Annotated in this window: 15 protein-coding genes; 7 read left to right on the forward strand and 8 right to left on the reverse strand. The window is 72.7% G+C overall.

What is annotated here, in order from left to right; genetic code table 11:
* Nucleotides 1–185: 185 nt before the first annotated feature.
* From ABR738_RS32125 to ABR738_RS32145, 5 genes are all read right to left on the reverse strand, one after another.
* Nucleotides 186–650 carry a group II truncated hemoglobin gene (locus ABR738_RS32125; protein ID WP_350233436.1) on the reverse strand — a complete coding sequence of 155 codons (465 nt, stop codon included), beginning with the start codon at nucleotides 648–650 and terminating at the stop codon, nucleotides 186–188.
* Nucleotides 651–697: 47 nt separating this feature from the next.
* Nucleotides 698–1,525 (reverse strand): AfsR/SARP family transcriptional regulator, encoded by an 828-nt coding sequence (locus tag ABR738_RS32130; RefSeq protein ID WP_350233437.1) that lies wholly within the window; start codon nucleotides 1,523–1,525, stop codon nucleotides 698–700.
* Nucleotides 1,526–1,902: 377 nt separating this feature from the next.
* Nucleotides 1,903–2,793 carry a class I SAM-dependent methyltransferase gene (locus tag ABR738_RS32135; RefSeq protein WP_350233438.1) on the reverse strand — a complete coding sequence of 297 codons (891 nt, stop codon included), beginning with the start codon at nucleotides 2,791–2,793 and terminating at the stop codon, nucleotides 1,903–1,905.
* A 110-nt stretch (nucleotides 2,794–2,903) separates the two neighbouring features.
* Nucleotides 2,904–3,647: a thioesterase II family protein gene (locus tag ABR738_RS32140; RefSeq protein ID WP_350233439.1), complete on the reverse strand. Its 744-nt coding sequence runs from the start codon at nucleotides 3,645–3,647 to the stop codon at nucleotides 2,904–2,906.
* Nucleotides 3,644–4,129 (reverse strand): condensation domain-containing protein, encoded by a 486-nt coding sequence (locus ABR738_RS32145; protein WP_350233440.1) that lies wholly within the window; start codon nucleotides 4,127–4,129, stop codon nucleotides 3,644–3,646. The genes ABR738_RS32140 and ABR738_RS32145 overlap by 4 nt, the downstream gene beginning before the upstream one ends.
* Before the next feature lie 455 nt (nucleotides 4,130–4,584).
* Here ABR738_RS32145 and ABR738_RS32150 point away from each other — a divergent pair, with 455 nt between their 5' ends.
* The gene (locus tag ABR738_RS32150; RefSeq protein WP_350233441.1) at nucleotides 4,585–7,464 is read left to right on the forward strand and encodes a BREX system ATP-binding domain-containing protein; all 2,880 of its coding nucleotides are present in this window, start codon (nucleotides 4,585–4,587) and stop codon (nucleotides 7,462–7,464) included.
* Here ABR738_RS32150 and ABR738_RS32155 read toward each other — a convergent pair.
* Nucleotides 7,433–8,194: a TetR/AcrR family transcriptional regulator gene (locus ABR738_RS32155; protein ID WP_350233442.1), complete on the reverse strand. Its 762-nt coding sequence runs from the start codon at nucleotides 8,192–8,194 to the stop codon at nucleotides 7,433–7,435. The genes ABR738_RS32150 and ABR738_RS32155 overlap by 32 nt on opposite strands.
* 513 nt (nucleotides 8,195–8,707) lie before the next feature.
* Nucleotides 8,708–9,643: an MBL fold metallo-hydrolase gene (locus ABR738_RS32160; protein WP_350233443.1), complete on the reverse strand. Its 936-nt coding sequence runs from the start codon at nucleotides 9,641–9,643 to the stop codon at nucleotides 8,708–8,710.
* A gap of 201 nt (nucleotides 9,644–9,844) precedes the next feature.
* On the opposite strand from ABR738_RS32160, the gene ABR738_RS32165 reads away from it, so the two are divergent.
* From ABR738_RS32165 to ABR738_RS32175, 3 genes are all read left to right on the forward strand, one after another.
* Nucleotides 9,845–10,051 (forward strand): hypothetical protein, encoded by a 207-nt coding sequence (locus ABR738_RS32165; protein WP_350233444.1) that lies wholly within the window; start codon nucleotides 9,845–9,847, stop codon nucleotides 10,049–10,051.
* Nucleotides 10,038–11,432 (forward strand): amidase, encoded by a 1,395-nt coding sequence (locus ABR738_RS32170; RefSeq protein ID WP_350233445.1) that lies wholly within the window; start codon nucleotides 10,038–10,040, stop codon nucleotides 11,430–11,432. The genes ABR738_RS32165 and ABR738_RS32170 overlap by 14 nt, the downstream gene beginning before the upstream one ends.
* 214 nt (nucleotides 11,433–11,646) lie before the next feature.
* Entirely contained in the window at nucleotides 11,647–12,228 is a 582-nt protein-coding gene (locus tag ABR738_RS32175) for a TetR/AcrR family transcriptional regulator (RefSeq protein ID WP_350233446.1), read from the forward strand.
* 155 nt (nucleotides 12,229–12,383) lie between these two features.
* Here ABR738_RS32175 and ABR738_RS32180 read toward each other — a convergent pair whose 3' ends face one another.
* Complete coding sequence (locus tag ABR738_RS32180) at nucleotides 12,384–12,851, reverse strand: hypothetical protein (protein WP_350233447.1); 468 nt, start codon at nucleotides 12,849–12,851, stop codon at nucleotides 12,384–12,386.
* A 250-nt stretch (nucleotides 12,852–13,101) separates the two neighbouring features.
* On the opposite strand from ABR738_RS32180, the gene pcaDC reads away from it, so the two are divergent.
* From pcaDC to ABR738_RS32195, 3 genes are read left to right on the forward strand one after another with little or no spacing between them, the layout of a single operon-like run.
* Nucleotides 13,102–14,412, forward strand: a complete 1,311-nt coding sequence (gene pcaDC, locus ABR738_RS32185; protein ID WP_350233448.1) for a bifunctional 3-oxoadipate enol-lactonase/4-carboxymuconolactone decarboxylase PcaDC — start codon at nucleotides 13,102–13,104, stop codon at nucleotides 14,410–14,412.
* 44 nt (nucleotides 14,413–14,456) lie between these two features.
* Nucleotides 14,457–15,095: an MBL fold metallo-hydrolase gene (locus tag ABR738_RS32190; RefSeq protein ID WP_350233449.1), complete on the forward strand. Its 639-nt coding sequence runs from the start codon at nucleotides 14,457–14,459 to the stop codon at nucleotides 15,093–15,095.
* A gap of 30 nt (nucleotides 15,096–15,125) precedes the next feature.
* Nucleotides 15,126–15,905, forward strand: coding sequence for an exodeoxyribonuclease III (locus ABR738_RS32195; RefSeq protein ID WP_350233450.1), 780 nt, complete (start codon nucleotides 15,126–15,128; stop codon nucleotides 15,903–15,905).
* The last annotated feature ends 41 nt before the right edge of the window (nucleotides 15,906–15,946 follow it).

Consider the following 15,946-nt stretch of genomic DNA (forward strand, 5'->3'; position numbering starts at 1 on the left):
GCCACATGGCTCCCGCCGCGGCCGTCCGGGTGGCACGGACGCCTGCGTCGCTGTCCGCCTGAGGACGGTGGTGACCAGCGGTCCCCATGCTGGAACCGAGCGTGGCGGAGCGACAATCTTTGTTGCCGAACCAGGGACACGCGGGCGGGATCCGGCGAAGCCGCCCGCGTGCTTTCGCCACCGGGTCAGTCCTCGCCGGGCGGGGCCTCGCCCCAGCCCCACTTCTTGATGGTCGTACGGCTCGAAGGTGCCGCCCCGCGCTGGGAGTTGGCCATCGCCCGGCGTGAGCCGAACTCGATGTAGCCGACGAACGCGGAGCGGAACTCGGCGTCCTCGGGCAGGCCCACGACATCCATGGCCTCCAGCATCAGCTCCACCCACCGCGCGCGCTGCTCGGGCTTGATGGACCGGCCCCGGTGGCGCGAGACCATGTGCGGGTAGCCGCCGTGGTGTTCGGTGTAGGCCTCGGGTCCGCCAAGGACCTCGGCGAGGAAGGTCGCCACGTGCTGGGGGTGGTCGTCCTCCATGTACTGGAAGAGCGGGGCCAGCATCTCGTCCTTGCGTACGCGCCGGTAGAACTCCTCGGTGAGGCGTTCCAACGCCTCGGCGCCGCCGATGCGTTCGTACAGGGTGGGTATCGAGTCCGTCACTTCGGTCACCTCTTCTGTGGGTGCTCGCTGTCCGTGGTGCGGCGTGCTCAGGCCGCGTAGAGGTCGAAGGCCGGCGTGGGCGGGCCACCCCGCGCGTCGGTGTCGAGCCGGGGGTCGACCGTGAGCATCGCCTGGTGCAGACGCTGGAGTTGTGGTGCCGGCTCAAGGCCGAGCTCTTCGATCAGGCCCCGGCGCAGCCTGCGGTAGAGGCCGAGGGCGGCGGACTGGCGCCCCGAGCGGTAGAACGCCACCATGGCCTGCGCGTGCAGCCGCTCGTTGGCGGGGTGACGCTCCGTCAATTGCACGAGCTCCGCGAGGAGTTCGGCGTGCCGGCCGAGCCGGAGCTCGGCGTCGATGCACCGCTCGGTGGCGAGCGTCCGGCTCTCCTCCAGTGCCGCCGCGTGGATCCGCAGCGCGGATTTGGCCGGTACGTCCACGAGCGCCGGTCCCCGCCACAGTGCCAGGGCCTGGCGCAGCAGCCGGGACGCCGCCTCGTCGTCGCCGTCGGTGAAGGCCGCGTGGCCCGCCCGTGCGGCCCGCTGGAAGGCGAAGGCGTCCACGTCCTGTTCGGCGACGCGCAGCAGGTAGCCGCCGTGTCCGGTGCACAGGAGCCGGCGCGCCCTCGCCGGTCCTTCCGGGCCGCCGAGCCCCTCGGCCAGGGCGCGGCGCAGCCGCAGGATGTAGGTCTGGAACGTGGCGTGCGCGCTGCGCGGCGGCACCGGCCCCCACAGCTCGTCCCGCAGGACGTCCACGGGGACGAGCTGTCCGGCGCGGAGCGCGAGGAGGGCCAGGACCTGCCGCGTCTTGGCCGCCGTGGGAACGACGGGAACGCCGTCCGTCTCGGCGTGCAGCGGGCCAAGAATCCGTATCTTCACGCGTCCTCCGTCGCTCGCTCGCATCCTGTCCGGCGCCCCGTCGTCGCCGGGGTGGCCGCTTGGGAAGGACGGTAGGAGTGCGGGCGGGGCCCCCTCAATACGGTGCGACCGCAGGACTGACCGAAGCATCTGTGGCCGCGGTCGCCCTACGGTCGCGAGGGCACACGGAGGCGGCCCGTGGCGTGAGCGCCACGGGCCGCCTGAACTGCGCTGCCGCTGCCGGGAGTTGGGCGTCGCAGGGCACGGGGTGCGGCCTTCGCGCACCGGGGCAGAGCCCTGCGGGCGGCGCCGGGGCATGCGGGCGCCGCGCACACGGACGCGCCGTGGGGTGCGCGGTGGGGGAGAGTGGGGGGACCGGCGGCCGGGGGATGGGCGGGTCAGTCCCGGGCGCGGCACAGGCGGGCCGTGTGCACGGTGACCGCCGAGAGGTAGAAGGCGTCGGGGCGCCACAGGATGCCGGTACAGGCATCTCCGTCCAGGAGCTGTTCCAGGGTCAGCCGGTCGACGAGGTCGAGCTCGTCGCCCAGTTCCTCCAGGATGCGGCGCAACCGGGTGTGCAGGTGCCGGCGCGCGGTCAGACCGAGCGGGGCGGGCAGGTCGATGAGGAAGCTGCGGCTGCCGGTGGGCACGAGTCCGGCGGACGCCAGCATGCACGGCCAGTCCTCGATCACGGACGTGACGCCCGGCAGCCCGGCTCTTCGGGCGGTGTAGCGCTCATCGAGGGCCGCGTCGAGGCGGGTTTGGAGGCCGGGCTTTCCGATGCCGATGTCGCGGGGCAGGAAGCGCGGAGCGAGGCCGCGTTCGGCGACGGCGAGCATGCCCCCGGGGCGCAGCGCGGACGCGAGGCTCCGCAGCGCGGCCTGCTGATCGCCCAGATGCTGGCAGACGTTGCCGGTCCAGATCACATCGGCGGGCCCCAACGCGCTGAATTCCTCCGGGAGTTGGGCGCGCCGCGTGGTGACGCGCCCGCCCAGGCCGCACTCGGCGGCGCGGATCTCGGCCTGGGCAAGGCGCTCTTCGGACCGGTCCACGGCGACGACGTCCGCCTGCGGGAAGACGCGGGCCAGCTGACAGGAGGCCGCGCCGGGCCCGCTGCCGATGTCGAGGATCCGGCGGACCGCGGCCGTGACCCGGTCCTTGGGCCCGAGCAGTTCACGCAGCCAGTGCGACGCCTCGGCAAGGAAACCGGAGAGCGGTTCCGCGTCGTGCTCCGGCTCGGCGCCCCGGGCCTCGTCGTCGAGCCCCTGGGCGCGGTAAGTGGGTGTCATACGGTCACCTCCAGCGGCCAGGATGTGGACGCCGCGGAGCCCGCGCAATTCTTGTTGCCGATTCGGGAACCGGGCGGCCGGGGCGCCCCTTTGGGTAGGTGTCCGGCGGGTCAGTATCCGGCGACCGACAGCAGGCGCCGGGCGGCCGCCGGACGGATCAGATCCCGCCCGAAGGTCTCCAGGAGCTCCTGCTGCGCGGTGATGGGAAAGTAGTAATCCCCGGGGAACATCTCCACGCGCAGGGCGCGCCGGGTGCACCGGCGCCAGCCGCTCAGTTCTGCGCCGCTCAGGCCGCGATCGCGCACTCCGCCCATCGCGGTGACGGGGCAGTGCAGGATGTGGCGCGGGTCGCGCCGGTAGGCCTCCATGACGGTGAGGTCCGCGCGCAGCGCGCCCAGCGTGCGGGCCGCCCGTCGCGGGTCGCGGGCGAGCGGGGGCATCCGGCCCCGGTCGCGGAGCCTGCCGGTCATGGCCGCGTCCGGCAGATGGCCCACCGCCCGCTCCGGCGCGGTCCGGTGCGGGATGCCGGTACCCGACACGTACAGCCGTTCGGCCACCGCGTCGTGCTCCCATTCCAGCCGGGCGGCTGTCTCGTAGGCGAGCAGGGCCCCGAAGCCGTGCCCGTACAGCGCGAACGGCCGGTCGCACATGCGGGCCACGTACGGCATGATCTCGGCCAGCAACGCCTCCAGATCACGGCAGGGTCTCGCGCGCGGATGGTGTCCACGGCCGGGCAGTTCGACGGGTGTGATCACCAGCGAACCGCCGGTGATCCGCGTCCACGGCAGATACACGCCGGCCGACACCCCTTCGAAGGGGAAGCAGAAGAGCCGTACCGAATTCTCGTCACTCATCGGTTCACCCTCCCGGCAAGCAGCCTGTCCGCGTCCTGTCCGCGCCCAGGCGTGCCGCCGCGCAGCAGGACGGCGTACGCCTCGGTGGCCTGATCCAGCAGCGAGAGGCCCGCCGCGCGGTCCATCAGCTCCCGCGTATAGCGCCAGGCGAAGGACCAGGTGCGCTCGTCGCGCCGGATGAGCGTGGCGCGCATCTCGGGTCCCTGGCCCAACGGCGGCCACGCGGCGGCCTCCTGGGCAAGGCGCTCGGCGAGGCGGACGTCCTGCACGGCGGGGCGGGTGGCCCGCCAGTCGATGACCTGGAGGTGGAAGCCGGAGCCGAGCACCGTCTGCCAGGCCTGCTCGTACACCAGGGGCAACAGGCCCGTCAGGGACAGCAGGAACTGCTCGGTGCGGCCGCCTCCCGACGAGGTGGAAACCGCGGGCGGCCTGGCCCGGCGGGTTTCCCATAACGGGCGAAACTCCTCACTGGTCGCGGTCACGCGAGCACCCATCCTTCCGTCAGATTTCGCCATTGGGTCGCGGGGCCAATTCGGCGGTATCCGGATGAGCGCTTTCCGGGCACGCCGCCTGCGACCTTCGCAATGCCGCGCAGACCGTACCCATGCGGTACCTGTGCACATCAATACGGTGGGGCCGAAGGAATGACCGATGGAACACGCGTCGATTCCTTCGGCCGGAAGGCGTCCTGCCTATGGAGCAGAGGCCGTGCTAGCGTCTGGACGCGTCGTAGGTGTACACCGTTCACCAGCGGTCGGTGGGCGTAGCGGGGGGACTCGAATTCACCGTCACCATTGTCCGAAGAAGCTCTTTCTGCCAGGGCGCGGGTGGCCTGGCAGTGGCCGGAAAGCGGCCTTGACGACGCTGGTTCGGACACGTTTTACCGGACCCGCTGCGTCGTCCAGTCATTCACTGTTCAGGCAGGAGATGTAGGGCGATGCCCCAGGAGCTGTTCGGCAGGAGCGAAGAATTCAAGATCATCAATGAGATGCTCGATTCCGCGGTGGCGGGAGCCGGCGCGGTCTCGCTGATGGAGGGAATGATCGGGACGGGAAAGACCGCTCTGCTGCGCTGGGCCGAGGCCAGGGCCCGCGAGAAGTCAATGGTCGTACTCTCCGCCACCGCGTCCCCCGTCGAGCAGCATTTCTCGCTGGGCATCGTGCACCAGCTTCTGGCCACCCTGCCGCAGACGGCGCAAGGCTGGGAGCGCGCCCTGGCCACGTCCACCGACAGGGACGGCGACCGGACCGGGCACGACTACGCGCTGCTCGCGGAGCTCTGCGCGGGCGTCGGCCGGGCGGCCCGGTGCTCCCCGATCCTTTTGACCGTCGACTCCCTCCAGCACGCCGACCGCGAGTCCCTGCTGTGGCTCGGCTTCCTCAGCCGCCGCCTGGCCAACCTGCCCGTGGTGCTGCTCGCCACCAAACGCTGCGGCGAGACGGCCAGCGACCAGCATCTGCTGGTCGAGTTCATGGAGGGCATCCGGCCCGACCGTCACATCCACCTGAACGATCTGAGCCCCAGCGCCGCGTCCGATCTGGCCGCCGCGCTGTGCGGCCACGACCACGAGTCGGTGGGCGCGCTGGTCGCGGGCGCGGGCGGCAACCCGTATCTGCTGACCGAGCAGATACGACACGTACCGGCCGAGCAGATACGCACCGCGTCCCCGGGTTCCGGCGACGCGCCCCACGACGGACCGGGGCAGGCCGCCGGCGACACCGCCGCCGAACCGTCACCGCCGCACCCGCAGGACGAACGGGTGCACCTACAGGGGGTCAAGGAGCGCATCCTGTGCATGCTCCGCCGCCTCGATCCCCACTGCCTCAAGATCGCCCGGGCGGCCAGCACCCTCGGCGCGCCGCTGGACCCCGCCCTCCTCTCCGACCTGTGCGGGGTGCCGACCGAGGAGGCCTGCCGCAGCCTGTCGCGGCTCACCGAATCGGGACTGCTGTGCCGCCACGACAAGAAGTTCCGCCACCCCCTGCTCTCGGAACTCCTCTATCAGGACATCCCGTGCGCCGAGCGCGCCGAACTCCACCTGCTCGCCGCCCGGTTCATGCGCCGCAGGGGCGCGCCGCCCGAGGACGTCTCCGCGCATCTGCTGCGCTCCCACCGGCTCGACGAGCCGTGGATGGTCCGGCTGCTCCTCGATGCCGCGCAGGGCATGATCGGGCGCGACCCCGCACGGGCCAGGCGGCTGATCGAGAAGGCCGTCCTGCACGGCGTACCCGACGACCTGGCCGTCCGCGCCGAGGGGATGCGCATCCAGGCGCTCACCGCCCTCGACCTGCCGGCCGCCGCCCGCGCGCTCAGCGCCCACGTCGCCGGGCCCCTGCGCCCCGAGGAACGGCTGCGCGAATCGCTGCGGCTCTCCGACATCCTGCTGCGCCTGGACGAACTCGCCGGAGCACGCGAGGTGTTGGAGAGGGCCCGGGCCGAAGCCGGCCCGGGTGATCCCTCCTTGGCCGGCCGCCTGCGGCGCCGGCTCACCCATGTCCGGCTCCACGAGGGCACCTACCGCGCGCAGGACTGGGGCGGCCGGGAGGACCGGCTCGAACGGGTGCTGCTGCTGCGCACCGCGGCGGGCGACTCGGCCCGGGCCGCCTGGCGCATCGCCAACCGGTCCCTGACCGTGCCCCGCGCGCCGTACGGCTCCTCCACCTGGTACCACGCGTTGCTCGCCCTGCTGTGGTCGGGCGACGTGGACGAGGCGCAGCGGCACATGGACACCGAGGTGCGGCTGGCCCGCGCCTCGGGCGTGGTGACCCGGATCGCCGAGGCCCTGGCCGTACGCGCTCTGGTCCAGCTGCACCGGGGGCTGCTCGCGGACGCCGAGGACGACGCCTGCCAGTCGCTCGACCTGCTCACCCGGATCCGCGCGGCGCGCCATCATGTGGGCGCGCTGGCCCGCAGCGTCCTCATCGACGTGGCCCTGGAGAAGGACGACATCGCCGCGGCCAGCGCCCTGCTCGACGGGGCTCCGCCGCTCGCGGGTGAGCAGCCCCGCACCTGGTGGCGGCTGTACCTCCTGCACAGCGCGGGGCGCGCACTCGGCCGCCTCGGCCAGGTTCCGCGCGGGCTCGCCCTGATCGCCCAGTGCGAGGAGGAGCTGGCCCGCAGGGGCATCGTCAACCCCGCCGTCCTGCCCTGGCGTTCCACCCGGTCCACGCTCCTGCTGGCGCAGCGCAACGTGGTCGCGGCCCGGCGCGCCGCACGCGAGGAGAGCGAGCTCGCCCGTCGCTGGAACGCGCCCTTCGCCCTCGGCCGCGCCCTGGTCGCGGAGGCCGCCGCGAGCTCGGGGTGCGAGGCGCTGCACCTCGCCGGGCAGGCCCTGGACATCCTCGAACCGTCCCCCACGCCCCTGCTGTTCGCCCACGCGCTGTACGAGGCGGGACGGGCCCACCGGCAGGCCGGCAAAACCCGGCGCACCCGCGAACTGCTGCACCGCGCCAACGAGATGGCCATCTCGCTCGGCGCCGACGGGCTCGTGGAGGCGGTGCAGTGGGAGCTGCGGTACGCGGGCGGCCGGCCCGATCCGCGCAAGGACTCCGCCGAGTCGCTGCTCACTCCGACCGAGCGGCAGGTGTCGGAGCTGGCGGCGCGCGGGATGAGCAACCGCGACATCGCGCGTCTGCTCAAGGTGAGTCTGCGCAACATCGAGTCCCATCTCACCCACTCCTACCGCAAGTTGCGGATCAGCAGGCGGCACGAGCTGGCCAAGTACTTCCCGCCCGAGGAGGAGTCCACGGCGCCCCCGGTGCTGCTGCGGCCGGTCCGCCCCGCGCTCACCCCGCCACATCAGCTGCGGACCGGCTGACGGACGTGGACTGGCTGACGGACGTAGGCGGGCTGGCGGGCGTGGACTGACTGACGGACGGCGGGTCCGCGCCCGCGGGCGGGTGGGGCGGGTGGTCGTGGGGGGTGTCCGAGGTGTGCGTGGGGTCGGGCTCCGTGAACACCCCGTCGAGCAGGACCCGTAGCCCCGCGTCGAACCGCTCCTGGTCACTCATCTCGGCCACGAGAGGGGCGACGCGGCGTACGGTCGGATAGTCCTCGGCGTCCTTGCCGCCCGCCTCCGGGCGCGGAAAGGGGACCTGCGCCCCGGCCCGGGCGGCCACCAGATGTCCCACCAGGTACTCCCAGATGGCGACTTGGAGGCGCGCGGCCTGCACATCGCTCATCCCCTTGCGTACGAGTGCGTCCAGGATGAACTCGGAAAGCCGCATCGACGTGACGCCGAGGAGGGGCCCGTCGATCATCCCGGTGGCGATCCAGCCGTGCGCCTCCAGGACGCGGTGCGCGCTCTGCGCCGCCGCCATGATGGCCGAGCGTGGATCGTCGCCCGGGCCCGGCAGCTCGATCCGCCGGGACACCTCGTCGAACAGCAGGGACATCAACTCCCGCTTGTCGCTGACGTGTTTGTAGACGGCGGCGGGGGCCTTGCCGAGCTCGTCCGCGAGCTTGCGCATACTGAGGCCGGCCGCGCCCTCACGCTCCAGCAGACGCAGTCCCGCCGCCACGATGTGCGGACGCGTCAGCGGCTGCATCGCTCGCTCCGGGGTCGGGGGCTTGGGAAGCGACATCTTCTCGCAACCCGGCGGCGTCCGGTACGGAAAAAGAGCTCACGAAACATGACTGTCGTGTTTCCGCGCATCTCACCGGCCACGAACCACCGTCCCGCGCCCGGCCCGCACCGCCTCCGCCCACGGCCCCGCCGATCCCGCGCCCACCGCCCGCCGATGGCCCCCTGGTGCGTGAACCCGCCCCGGTCCGGCTCCGAACCGCCCCGCACGCCCCGCGCCGTGACCTCCCGACGACCCCGGCGACGCGCCATCGCCGCCAGGGGGCGCGTGGCCGAGGACCGAGCGCCGTACGCGGCTCGAATTCACCGGCGCGGAAGGGCGTATGGATGGGTGCGCGGCGCCGGGCATGTACCGGGCGACGTGGTGCGGGACATGTGCCGGGGGGCGTGGTGTCCGGCACGTACCCCAGGGATGTGCTTGTCCGGCACATGCCGCAAGGCCGTGGTGCCGGGCACGCACCAGGTGCTTCAGTCCGCCTCAGCCGCCGAGGGGCATGGCGCTCGAGTGGGCCGGGATCAGACGGTACCCGCCGTCGTCACGCCGTACATGCCCGGCGGTCGGCGGCGGGAAGTGGCTGCCGAGCAGGAGAGTCGACGTACCGGCCAGTGCGCCGAGCACCCGGTTCCGGGTCCTGGCCGCGAGTTCGGGAGCGATGTCCACACAGCTGCACAGCTCCGGGTGCGCCATCTGGACCGGGTGGTGGATGCTGTCTCCGGTGACCAGTGCCCGCTCGCCGCGGCTGCTCAGTTCCACCGCCACCTGGCCCGGCGTGTGGCCCGGGGTGGGGAGCAGGCGGATGCCCGGCGCGACGGCCGTGCCCTCGTCGGCCACCTCGACGACGTCGAACAGGCCCGCTTCTCGTACGGGGTGGACCGAGTCCCGGAACATCTGCCGACGTGCCTCCTCCATGTCGACGCCGGCCCAGTAGTCCCACTCGGTGCGCGACACGAGATGACGTGCGTTGGGGAAGGTCGGCACCCAACTTCCGCCCTCGGCGCGGGTGTTCCACCCCACATGGTCGGCGTGGAGGTGGGTCAGGATCACGAGGTCGACGCTCTCCGGCGCGAAGCCGGCCGCCCGTAGCCGCGCTTCGTAGTCGCTGTTCAGGTTGTGCCAGGCGGGATTGGCGCGCGGCTTTCCGTTACCGATGCCGGTGTCCACCAGGACCCGCATGCCGTCCACCTCGACGGCGAAGCTGTGGCTCGCCAGGCGCAGGACGCCCTGGGCATCGGCGAACTCAGGGCTCAGCCAAGGGGTGCGGCCCACGAGGTCGGCGGTTGCCCCCGGCAGCAGCCACGCACCCGTCGGAGCGGACAGGGCCACTTCGTCGATGCGCCGTACGGTGTGGTCGCCCACAGCCCAGGAAGCGGCGGGGGAGGGGATGGACCCGGTCGTCTGCGGCGAGGTGAACACGGTGGGTTTCCTTACGTGTTGGGGCGGCGGGGTGGTGGGGCGGTGGGCGGCGGGGCGACCTCCCCCGGCGTAAAAGCAATCGGTTTGCGTTTGGCCACCGTAAGCCCTACGGTCCTCTAAAGCAAACGATTCGCTTTTGCGGTGAGTGGCGCAGGCAGCCCTGCTCTGCCCTGCCACGCCCACCCGAACCGGAAGGACGCCATGAACAGCGGACCCACCCCCCAAGAAGCAGCCCGATGGGCGCTGCGCGCGGGGCTCCCCCTCGATGACAACCGACACGAAGCGGTGGCCGTGACGGCTCATCACATCCACTCCGTGATCAGCACATTGCGCGAACTCGATTTCGGGGAGACCCCTCCCGCGTCCGCCTACCGAGCCGGACAGGGGAACGCCGATGCGACCCTTTGAGCTGTCGCTGACCGAAGCGTCCCGCGCGGTGCGCGCACGCGAGCTGTCCCCCGTCGAACTCACCGCATCGGTACTGGCCCAACTCGATTCCGTAGACGGCGAGTTGGGGGCGTACGTCACCGTCACGGCCGATGGGGCACGGGCGGCGGCGGCCCGCGCCGAACGGGAGATCGCCACCGGCGGACCGCGCGGGCCGCTGCACGGGATCCCCATGGCGCTCAAGGATCTGATCGACGCGGCGGGGCTGCCCACCACGGCGAGCTCGCGGGTCCGGGCCGGGCACGTGGCGGAACGCGACAGCCGGGTGGCCGAACGGCTCGGCGCCGCCGGAGCCGTCCTCCTGGGCAAGACGCACACGCACGAGTTCGCCTACGGCCTGACGACCCCGCAGACCACCAACGCCTGGGACCGCGACCGGGTCGCGGGCGGGTCGAGCGGCGGCTCGGCGGTGGCCGTCGCCGCCGGGGCGGCGACGTTCGCGCTGGGCACGGACACCGGCGGTTCCATCCGGGTCCCGGCGGCTCTGAACGGCGTGGTGGGCCTCAAGCCGACCTACGGCCTGGTTCCCCGCACCGGCGTGACCTCGCTGTCGTGGTCCCTGGACCACGTGGGCCCCCTCACCCGCACCGTCCAGGACGCCGCGCTGGTGCTGGCGGCGACCGCGGGCCACGACCCGCGCGACCCGGCGAGCGTGGCCGGTCCCGCGCCGGACCACTTCTGGCAAGGAGACGACCTGCGAGGGCTGAGGATCGGCGTGCCTCGCAACCACTACTTCGACCGGGTCACGCCCGAGGTCGAGGAGGCCGTACGCGGCGCGATCGCGCGGCTCGCGGAGCTCGGGGCGGAGCTCGTCGACGTCGAGATCCCGATGGCGCGTCACATCCAGGCCGTGCAGTGGGGTCTTATGGTTCCCGAGGCCACCGCGTACCACGAGCAGTCGCTGCGGGCCGCCCCCGACCTGTACGCGGCGGACGTACGCGTCCTGCTGGAAGCCGGCGAACTCACCTCCGCGGGCGACTACCTCCGTGCCCAGCGGGCCCGCAGCCTGATGCGGGACGCCTGGGCCCGGATGTTCGACACGATCGACGTCCTAGCCGCGCCGACGGTGCCGATGACCGCCGTCGCGGCGGGGCAGGAAACCGTGGAGTGGGCCGATGGTACGACCGAAGCGGTGTCGGACAGCTACGTCCGCCTCTGCGCGCCCGCCAACATCACCGGTGTTCCGGCCCTCACGCTGCCGGTCGCTCACGGCGACGCGGGATTGCCGATCGGCATGCAGCTGATGGCCGCCCCCTTCCGGGACGCGACGGTGCTGCGGGTGGGCCGGGTCTACGAGGAATCGGCGCCGGGCGCGGGACGGCTCGCTCCGGTCGCCGCCTGAGGGGGCGTTCAGGTCAGCGGCCCGTGGTTACGTCCCCGCAAGGGCGTCCGCCGCGCTCGGCCGCCCACGCACGCGTTGCCCGGCGGGTGGCCCCTGAGGTGGCCCTGCGGTGGCTTGCAGTGGCCCTGAGGTGGCTTGCAGTGGCCCTCCGGGAGGCCCGCGCAGACGCGACCGCTTAAGAGCAATGGATTCGCATTAAATTAAGGTGGACGGCATGAGTCCCAGGCCCATGGCCCGCCCCGGTGGGCGCAGCGCACGCGTGCAGGAATCCGTCCATGCGGCGGTCCGTGAACTCATGGGGGAGGTGGGCCGTGGGGCGCTCACTGTCCCCATGGTGGCCACCCGGGCCGGTGTGACCCCCTCCACGATCTACCGGCGCTGGGGCGACCTTCAGGAACTCCTGTCCGACGTGGCCGTCGAACGCCTGCGTCCGGAAACGGACCCGGCCGACCTCGGAAGCCTGCGGGCCGACCTGGACGCGTGGGCGGAACAGTTCCTCGACGAGATGGCCTCGCCGCCGGGGCGCGCCTACATCCGGGACGCCCTGCTCGGGGATCCCGACGGCACCCATGCCGGTCAGTGTTCGGCGTATGCCGCCGAGCAGATCGACGCCGTGGTGACCCGTGCGGCGCGGCGGGGGGAGGCGGCCCCCGGGACGGAAGTGCTGATGGACCGCGTCGTGGCCCCGATCATGTACCGCATCCTCTTCCGCCCCGGCCCCCTTGACGCGGCGTACGCCCGCGAGCTCGTGACGAACGCCTTGAGCGGCGTGGCAGGGGCCGGCGCCGAGGATTAGGAAGCGGCCGCCGGGCCGAGGTGGGTGCGCGTTCCCGGACGCCGCCTTCGCCAGAGCCAAACGGGCCCCTGGACGGCGCCACCGGGGGGCCGCCTTTTGCGACTCCCGCAGGAGTGCTCAGGTCAAGCGCGTCGTGAGGGTCGGCCGGCCGCGGGTCACCAAGCCTGTTTGGTGACGGTTTCCACTGCTCCGTTGACGACGTACACCCACCCTTCGTCGTGCGACTTCCGGTCCCGCCACTCGGCGAAGGCGTGGGCGACGCGATCGGCCCTCTCCTTGGTATCGGCGTCCACGTTCGGGGCGTCCAGGTGGGGGTCGTAGTCCGTGAGGACGTTCGCCTCCCTGTCTCCACCGGGGCAGTCGCGCAGCTGTGCGTCCTTGACGTGGTCCTTGACGCCGACGGACCCCGATTCCTCAAGGTAGGCGCGGAATTCGGTGAGCACCGGCTTCCAGGTACCGGCCCCGCCGGGCGTGCTCTCGTCGCAGGTTCCGGGCGCGGCGGCGGGGGCGGTCGCCTCGGAATGGTCGACGCCCTTGCCGCAGGCGGCCAGGGCCAGGAGGCATACGAGAGCCATGCCGGACAGGGCGGCGCTTCGGCCAGGTGTCGTCGTCAGCATCGTCATCCGATCCCCTCCACCTGGGAGGGCGTGCGTGGGGGTGCGGCGGTGAGGCGGGCGCGAGGCACGCGCTCCACCCGCTGAGCCTACGGAGTCGGATGTCGGCAGAGGGATGTCGATTCGGAACCCGGCTTACCGGCGGCGGACCGGCGGGCCGGGCGCCCACCCGGCGGCGGCAAGTCTCCTCCACGGGGCCAGAGCCGGTGGGTTCACCCCGGCGATGTGACTCGTCGTGACGGATGAGAGGGTCGGGCGGGTGAGCGAGACACCACAGAGCACCCTGCAATACCGCGTCGACGGGCCGGAGGACGCTCCTGTCCTGGTCATCGGCCCCTCCCTCGGGACGACCTGGCACATGTGGGACCGCCAGATACCCGAGCTCGCCGGCGCCTGGCGGGTCGTGCGGTTCGATCTGCCCGGGCACGGCGGGGCGCCCGCTCAGCCCGCGCACTCCGTGGCCGAGCTCGGGGACCGGCTGATCGCCACTCTCGACGGGCTCGGCGTCCAGCGCTTCGGCTATGCCGGGTGCTCCATCGGCGGTGCGATCGGCGCCGATCTGGCCCTGCGCCATCCGCACCGGGTCTCCTCGCTGGCCTTGGTCGCGGCCTCGCCCCGGTTCGGTACCGCCGACGAATACCGCCAGCGCGGGGTGATCGTGCGGGCCAACGGCATGGAGCCGATGGCGCGCTCCGCGCCCGAGCGCTGGTTCACCCCCGCCTATGCCGCCGCCCAGCCCGCCATCGTGGAGTGGGCCGTGCAGATGGTCCGCACCACCGACCCGGCCTGCTACATCGCGGCCTGCGAAGCGCTCGCCGCCTTCGACATCCGCAGCGATCTGGGCCGCATCACCGTTCCCACGCTCGCCCTGGTCGGCGCTGAGGACCGGGTGACCGGGCCCGGCGAGGCGCGCACCCTGGTCGCGGGCATCCCCGGTGCGGGCCTCGCCGTGGTGCCCGGCGCCTCCCACCTCGCGCCGGTCGAGCAGCCCGCCGCCGTCACCGACCTGCTCGTACGCCACTTCTCGACGGCCCGGCAGGAGACCCTGACCGGCCTCGTGACCCCGCCCGCCGCGAGCGCCCCCTTGGCGTCGGCGCCCGCCCCGCCCGGGCCGGAGGTCCCGGCCGACGCGGTCGCCCCGGCCCCCGCCCCCCTTCAGCCGGCCGCGCCCGCCGCCCCCGCCGCGCCCCCGGACCTGTACGAGCGCGGCATGAGGATCCGGCGAGAGGTCCTGGGCGACGCCCACGTCGACGCCGAGACGGCCGGGGCCGACGCCTTCGGCAAGGATTTCGACGAGCTCACCACCCGCCAGGCCTGGGGCGAGGTGTGGTCCCGCGACGGGCTCGACCGGCGCACCCGCGCCGCGGTGGCCCTCGCCGCGCTCGCCACCGGCGGCCACCTCGACGACCTCGCCGCGCACACCCGCGCCGCGCTGCGCGCCGGGCTCACCCCCGACGAGATCAAGGAAGTGCTCCTCCAGACCGGCGTGTACTGCGGCGTTCCCGCCGCGAGCGCCGCCTTCCGGGTCGCGGGCGCGGTGATCAGGGAGGAGACCACGCCGCGCGGATGACCTGATTCCGTGTCCGTCGGCCGGGCCGGGAGCAGGATGGAGGGATGAGCCTGAAGCTGACCAAGAAATCCCACGCCTGTGTCCGGCTGCACAAGGACGGCCGGACCCTCGTCATCGACCCGGGCGCGTTCAGCGAGCGCGACGCGGCCGTGGGCGCCGACGCCATCCTGGTCACCCACGAGCACCCGGACCACTTCGACGAGGAGCGGCTGCGAGCGGGCCTGGAAGCCAATCCGGGCGCCGAGATCTGGACCCTGCGCAGCGTCGCCGGGAAGATCTCGGCGGCCTTCCCCGGGCGCGTCCACACCGTCGGCCACGGTGACGCCTTCGAGGCGGCCGGGTTCGACCTCCAGGTCCACGGCGAGCTGCACGCGGTGATCCACCCCGACATCCCGCGCATCACCAACATCGGCTTCCTGGTGGACGGTTCGCTCTTCCACCCCGGCGACGCGCTCACCGTGCCCGATCACCCCGTGGACACCCTGATGCTGCCCGTGATGGCTCCCTGGAACAAGATCTCCGAGGTGATCGAGTACGTGCGCGAGGTCAAGCCGCGCCGCGCCATCGACATCCACGACGCCCTGCTCACCGACCTCGCCCGGCCGATCTACGACTCCCAGATCGGCTCCCTCGGCGGCGCCGAGCACACCCGCCTGACGCCGGGGGACTCGACGCAGCTGTGACTGTCAGTGCCGGGCGGTAGGTTGGGATCCATGCGCATCGCCACCTGGAACGTGAACTCGATCACCGCTCGGCTGCCCCGTCTGCTGGCCTGGCTGGAGAGCACCGGCACCGATGTCCTGTGCGTCCAGGAGACCAAGACCACCGTCGACGGTTTCCCCGCCGCCCAGCTGCGCGAGCTCGGCTACGAGTCCGCGGTCAACGCCACCGGCCGGTGGAACGGGGTGGCCCTGGTCTCCCGGGTCGGCCTCGACGACGTCGTGCTCGGCCTGCCCGGGGGCCCTGCCTACGAGGGTGTGGAGGAGCCCCGCGCGATCTCGGCGACCTGCGGGGGCGTGCGGCTCTGGTCGGTCTATGTGCCCAACGGACGCGAGGTCGCGCACGACCACTACGCGTACAAGCTGAGCTGGTTCGCGGCCCTCAAGGCCGCCGTCGCGGAGGACGCCGCCGGCGAGCGCCCCTTCGCGGTGCTCGGTGACTTCAACGTGGCCCCCACCGACGAGGACGTCTACGACCCGGCCGTCTTCGAGGGTCTGACCCACGTCACCCCCGAGGAGCGCGCCGCGCTCGCCGCGCTGCGCGAGGCGGGCCTGTCCGACGTGGTGCCCCGCCCGCTCAAGTACGACCGCCCCTACACCTACTGGGACTACCGCCAGCTGGCCTTCCCCAAGAACCGGGGCATGCGGATCGACCTGGTCTACGGCAACGAGCCGTTCGCCAAGGCCGTGAAGGACAGCTACGTCGACCGCGAGGAGCGCAAGGGCAAGGGCGCCTCCGACCACGCGCCGGTCGTCGTGGACCTGGAGGTGTAGCGCGCGGCGCGGCCGCCCGGGGCCACCCGCACGCCGTCCCG

Origin of the sequence: Streptomyces sp. Edi4 (assembly GCF_040253615.1) — a bacterium.
In the GTDB taxonomy this organism is placed as follows: Bacteria; Actinomycetota; Actinomycetes; order Streptomycetales; family Streptomycetaceae; genus Streptomyces.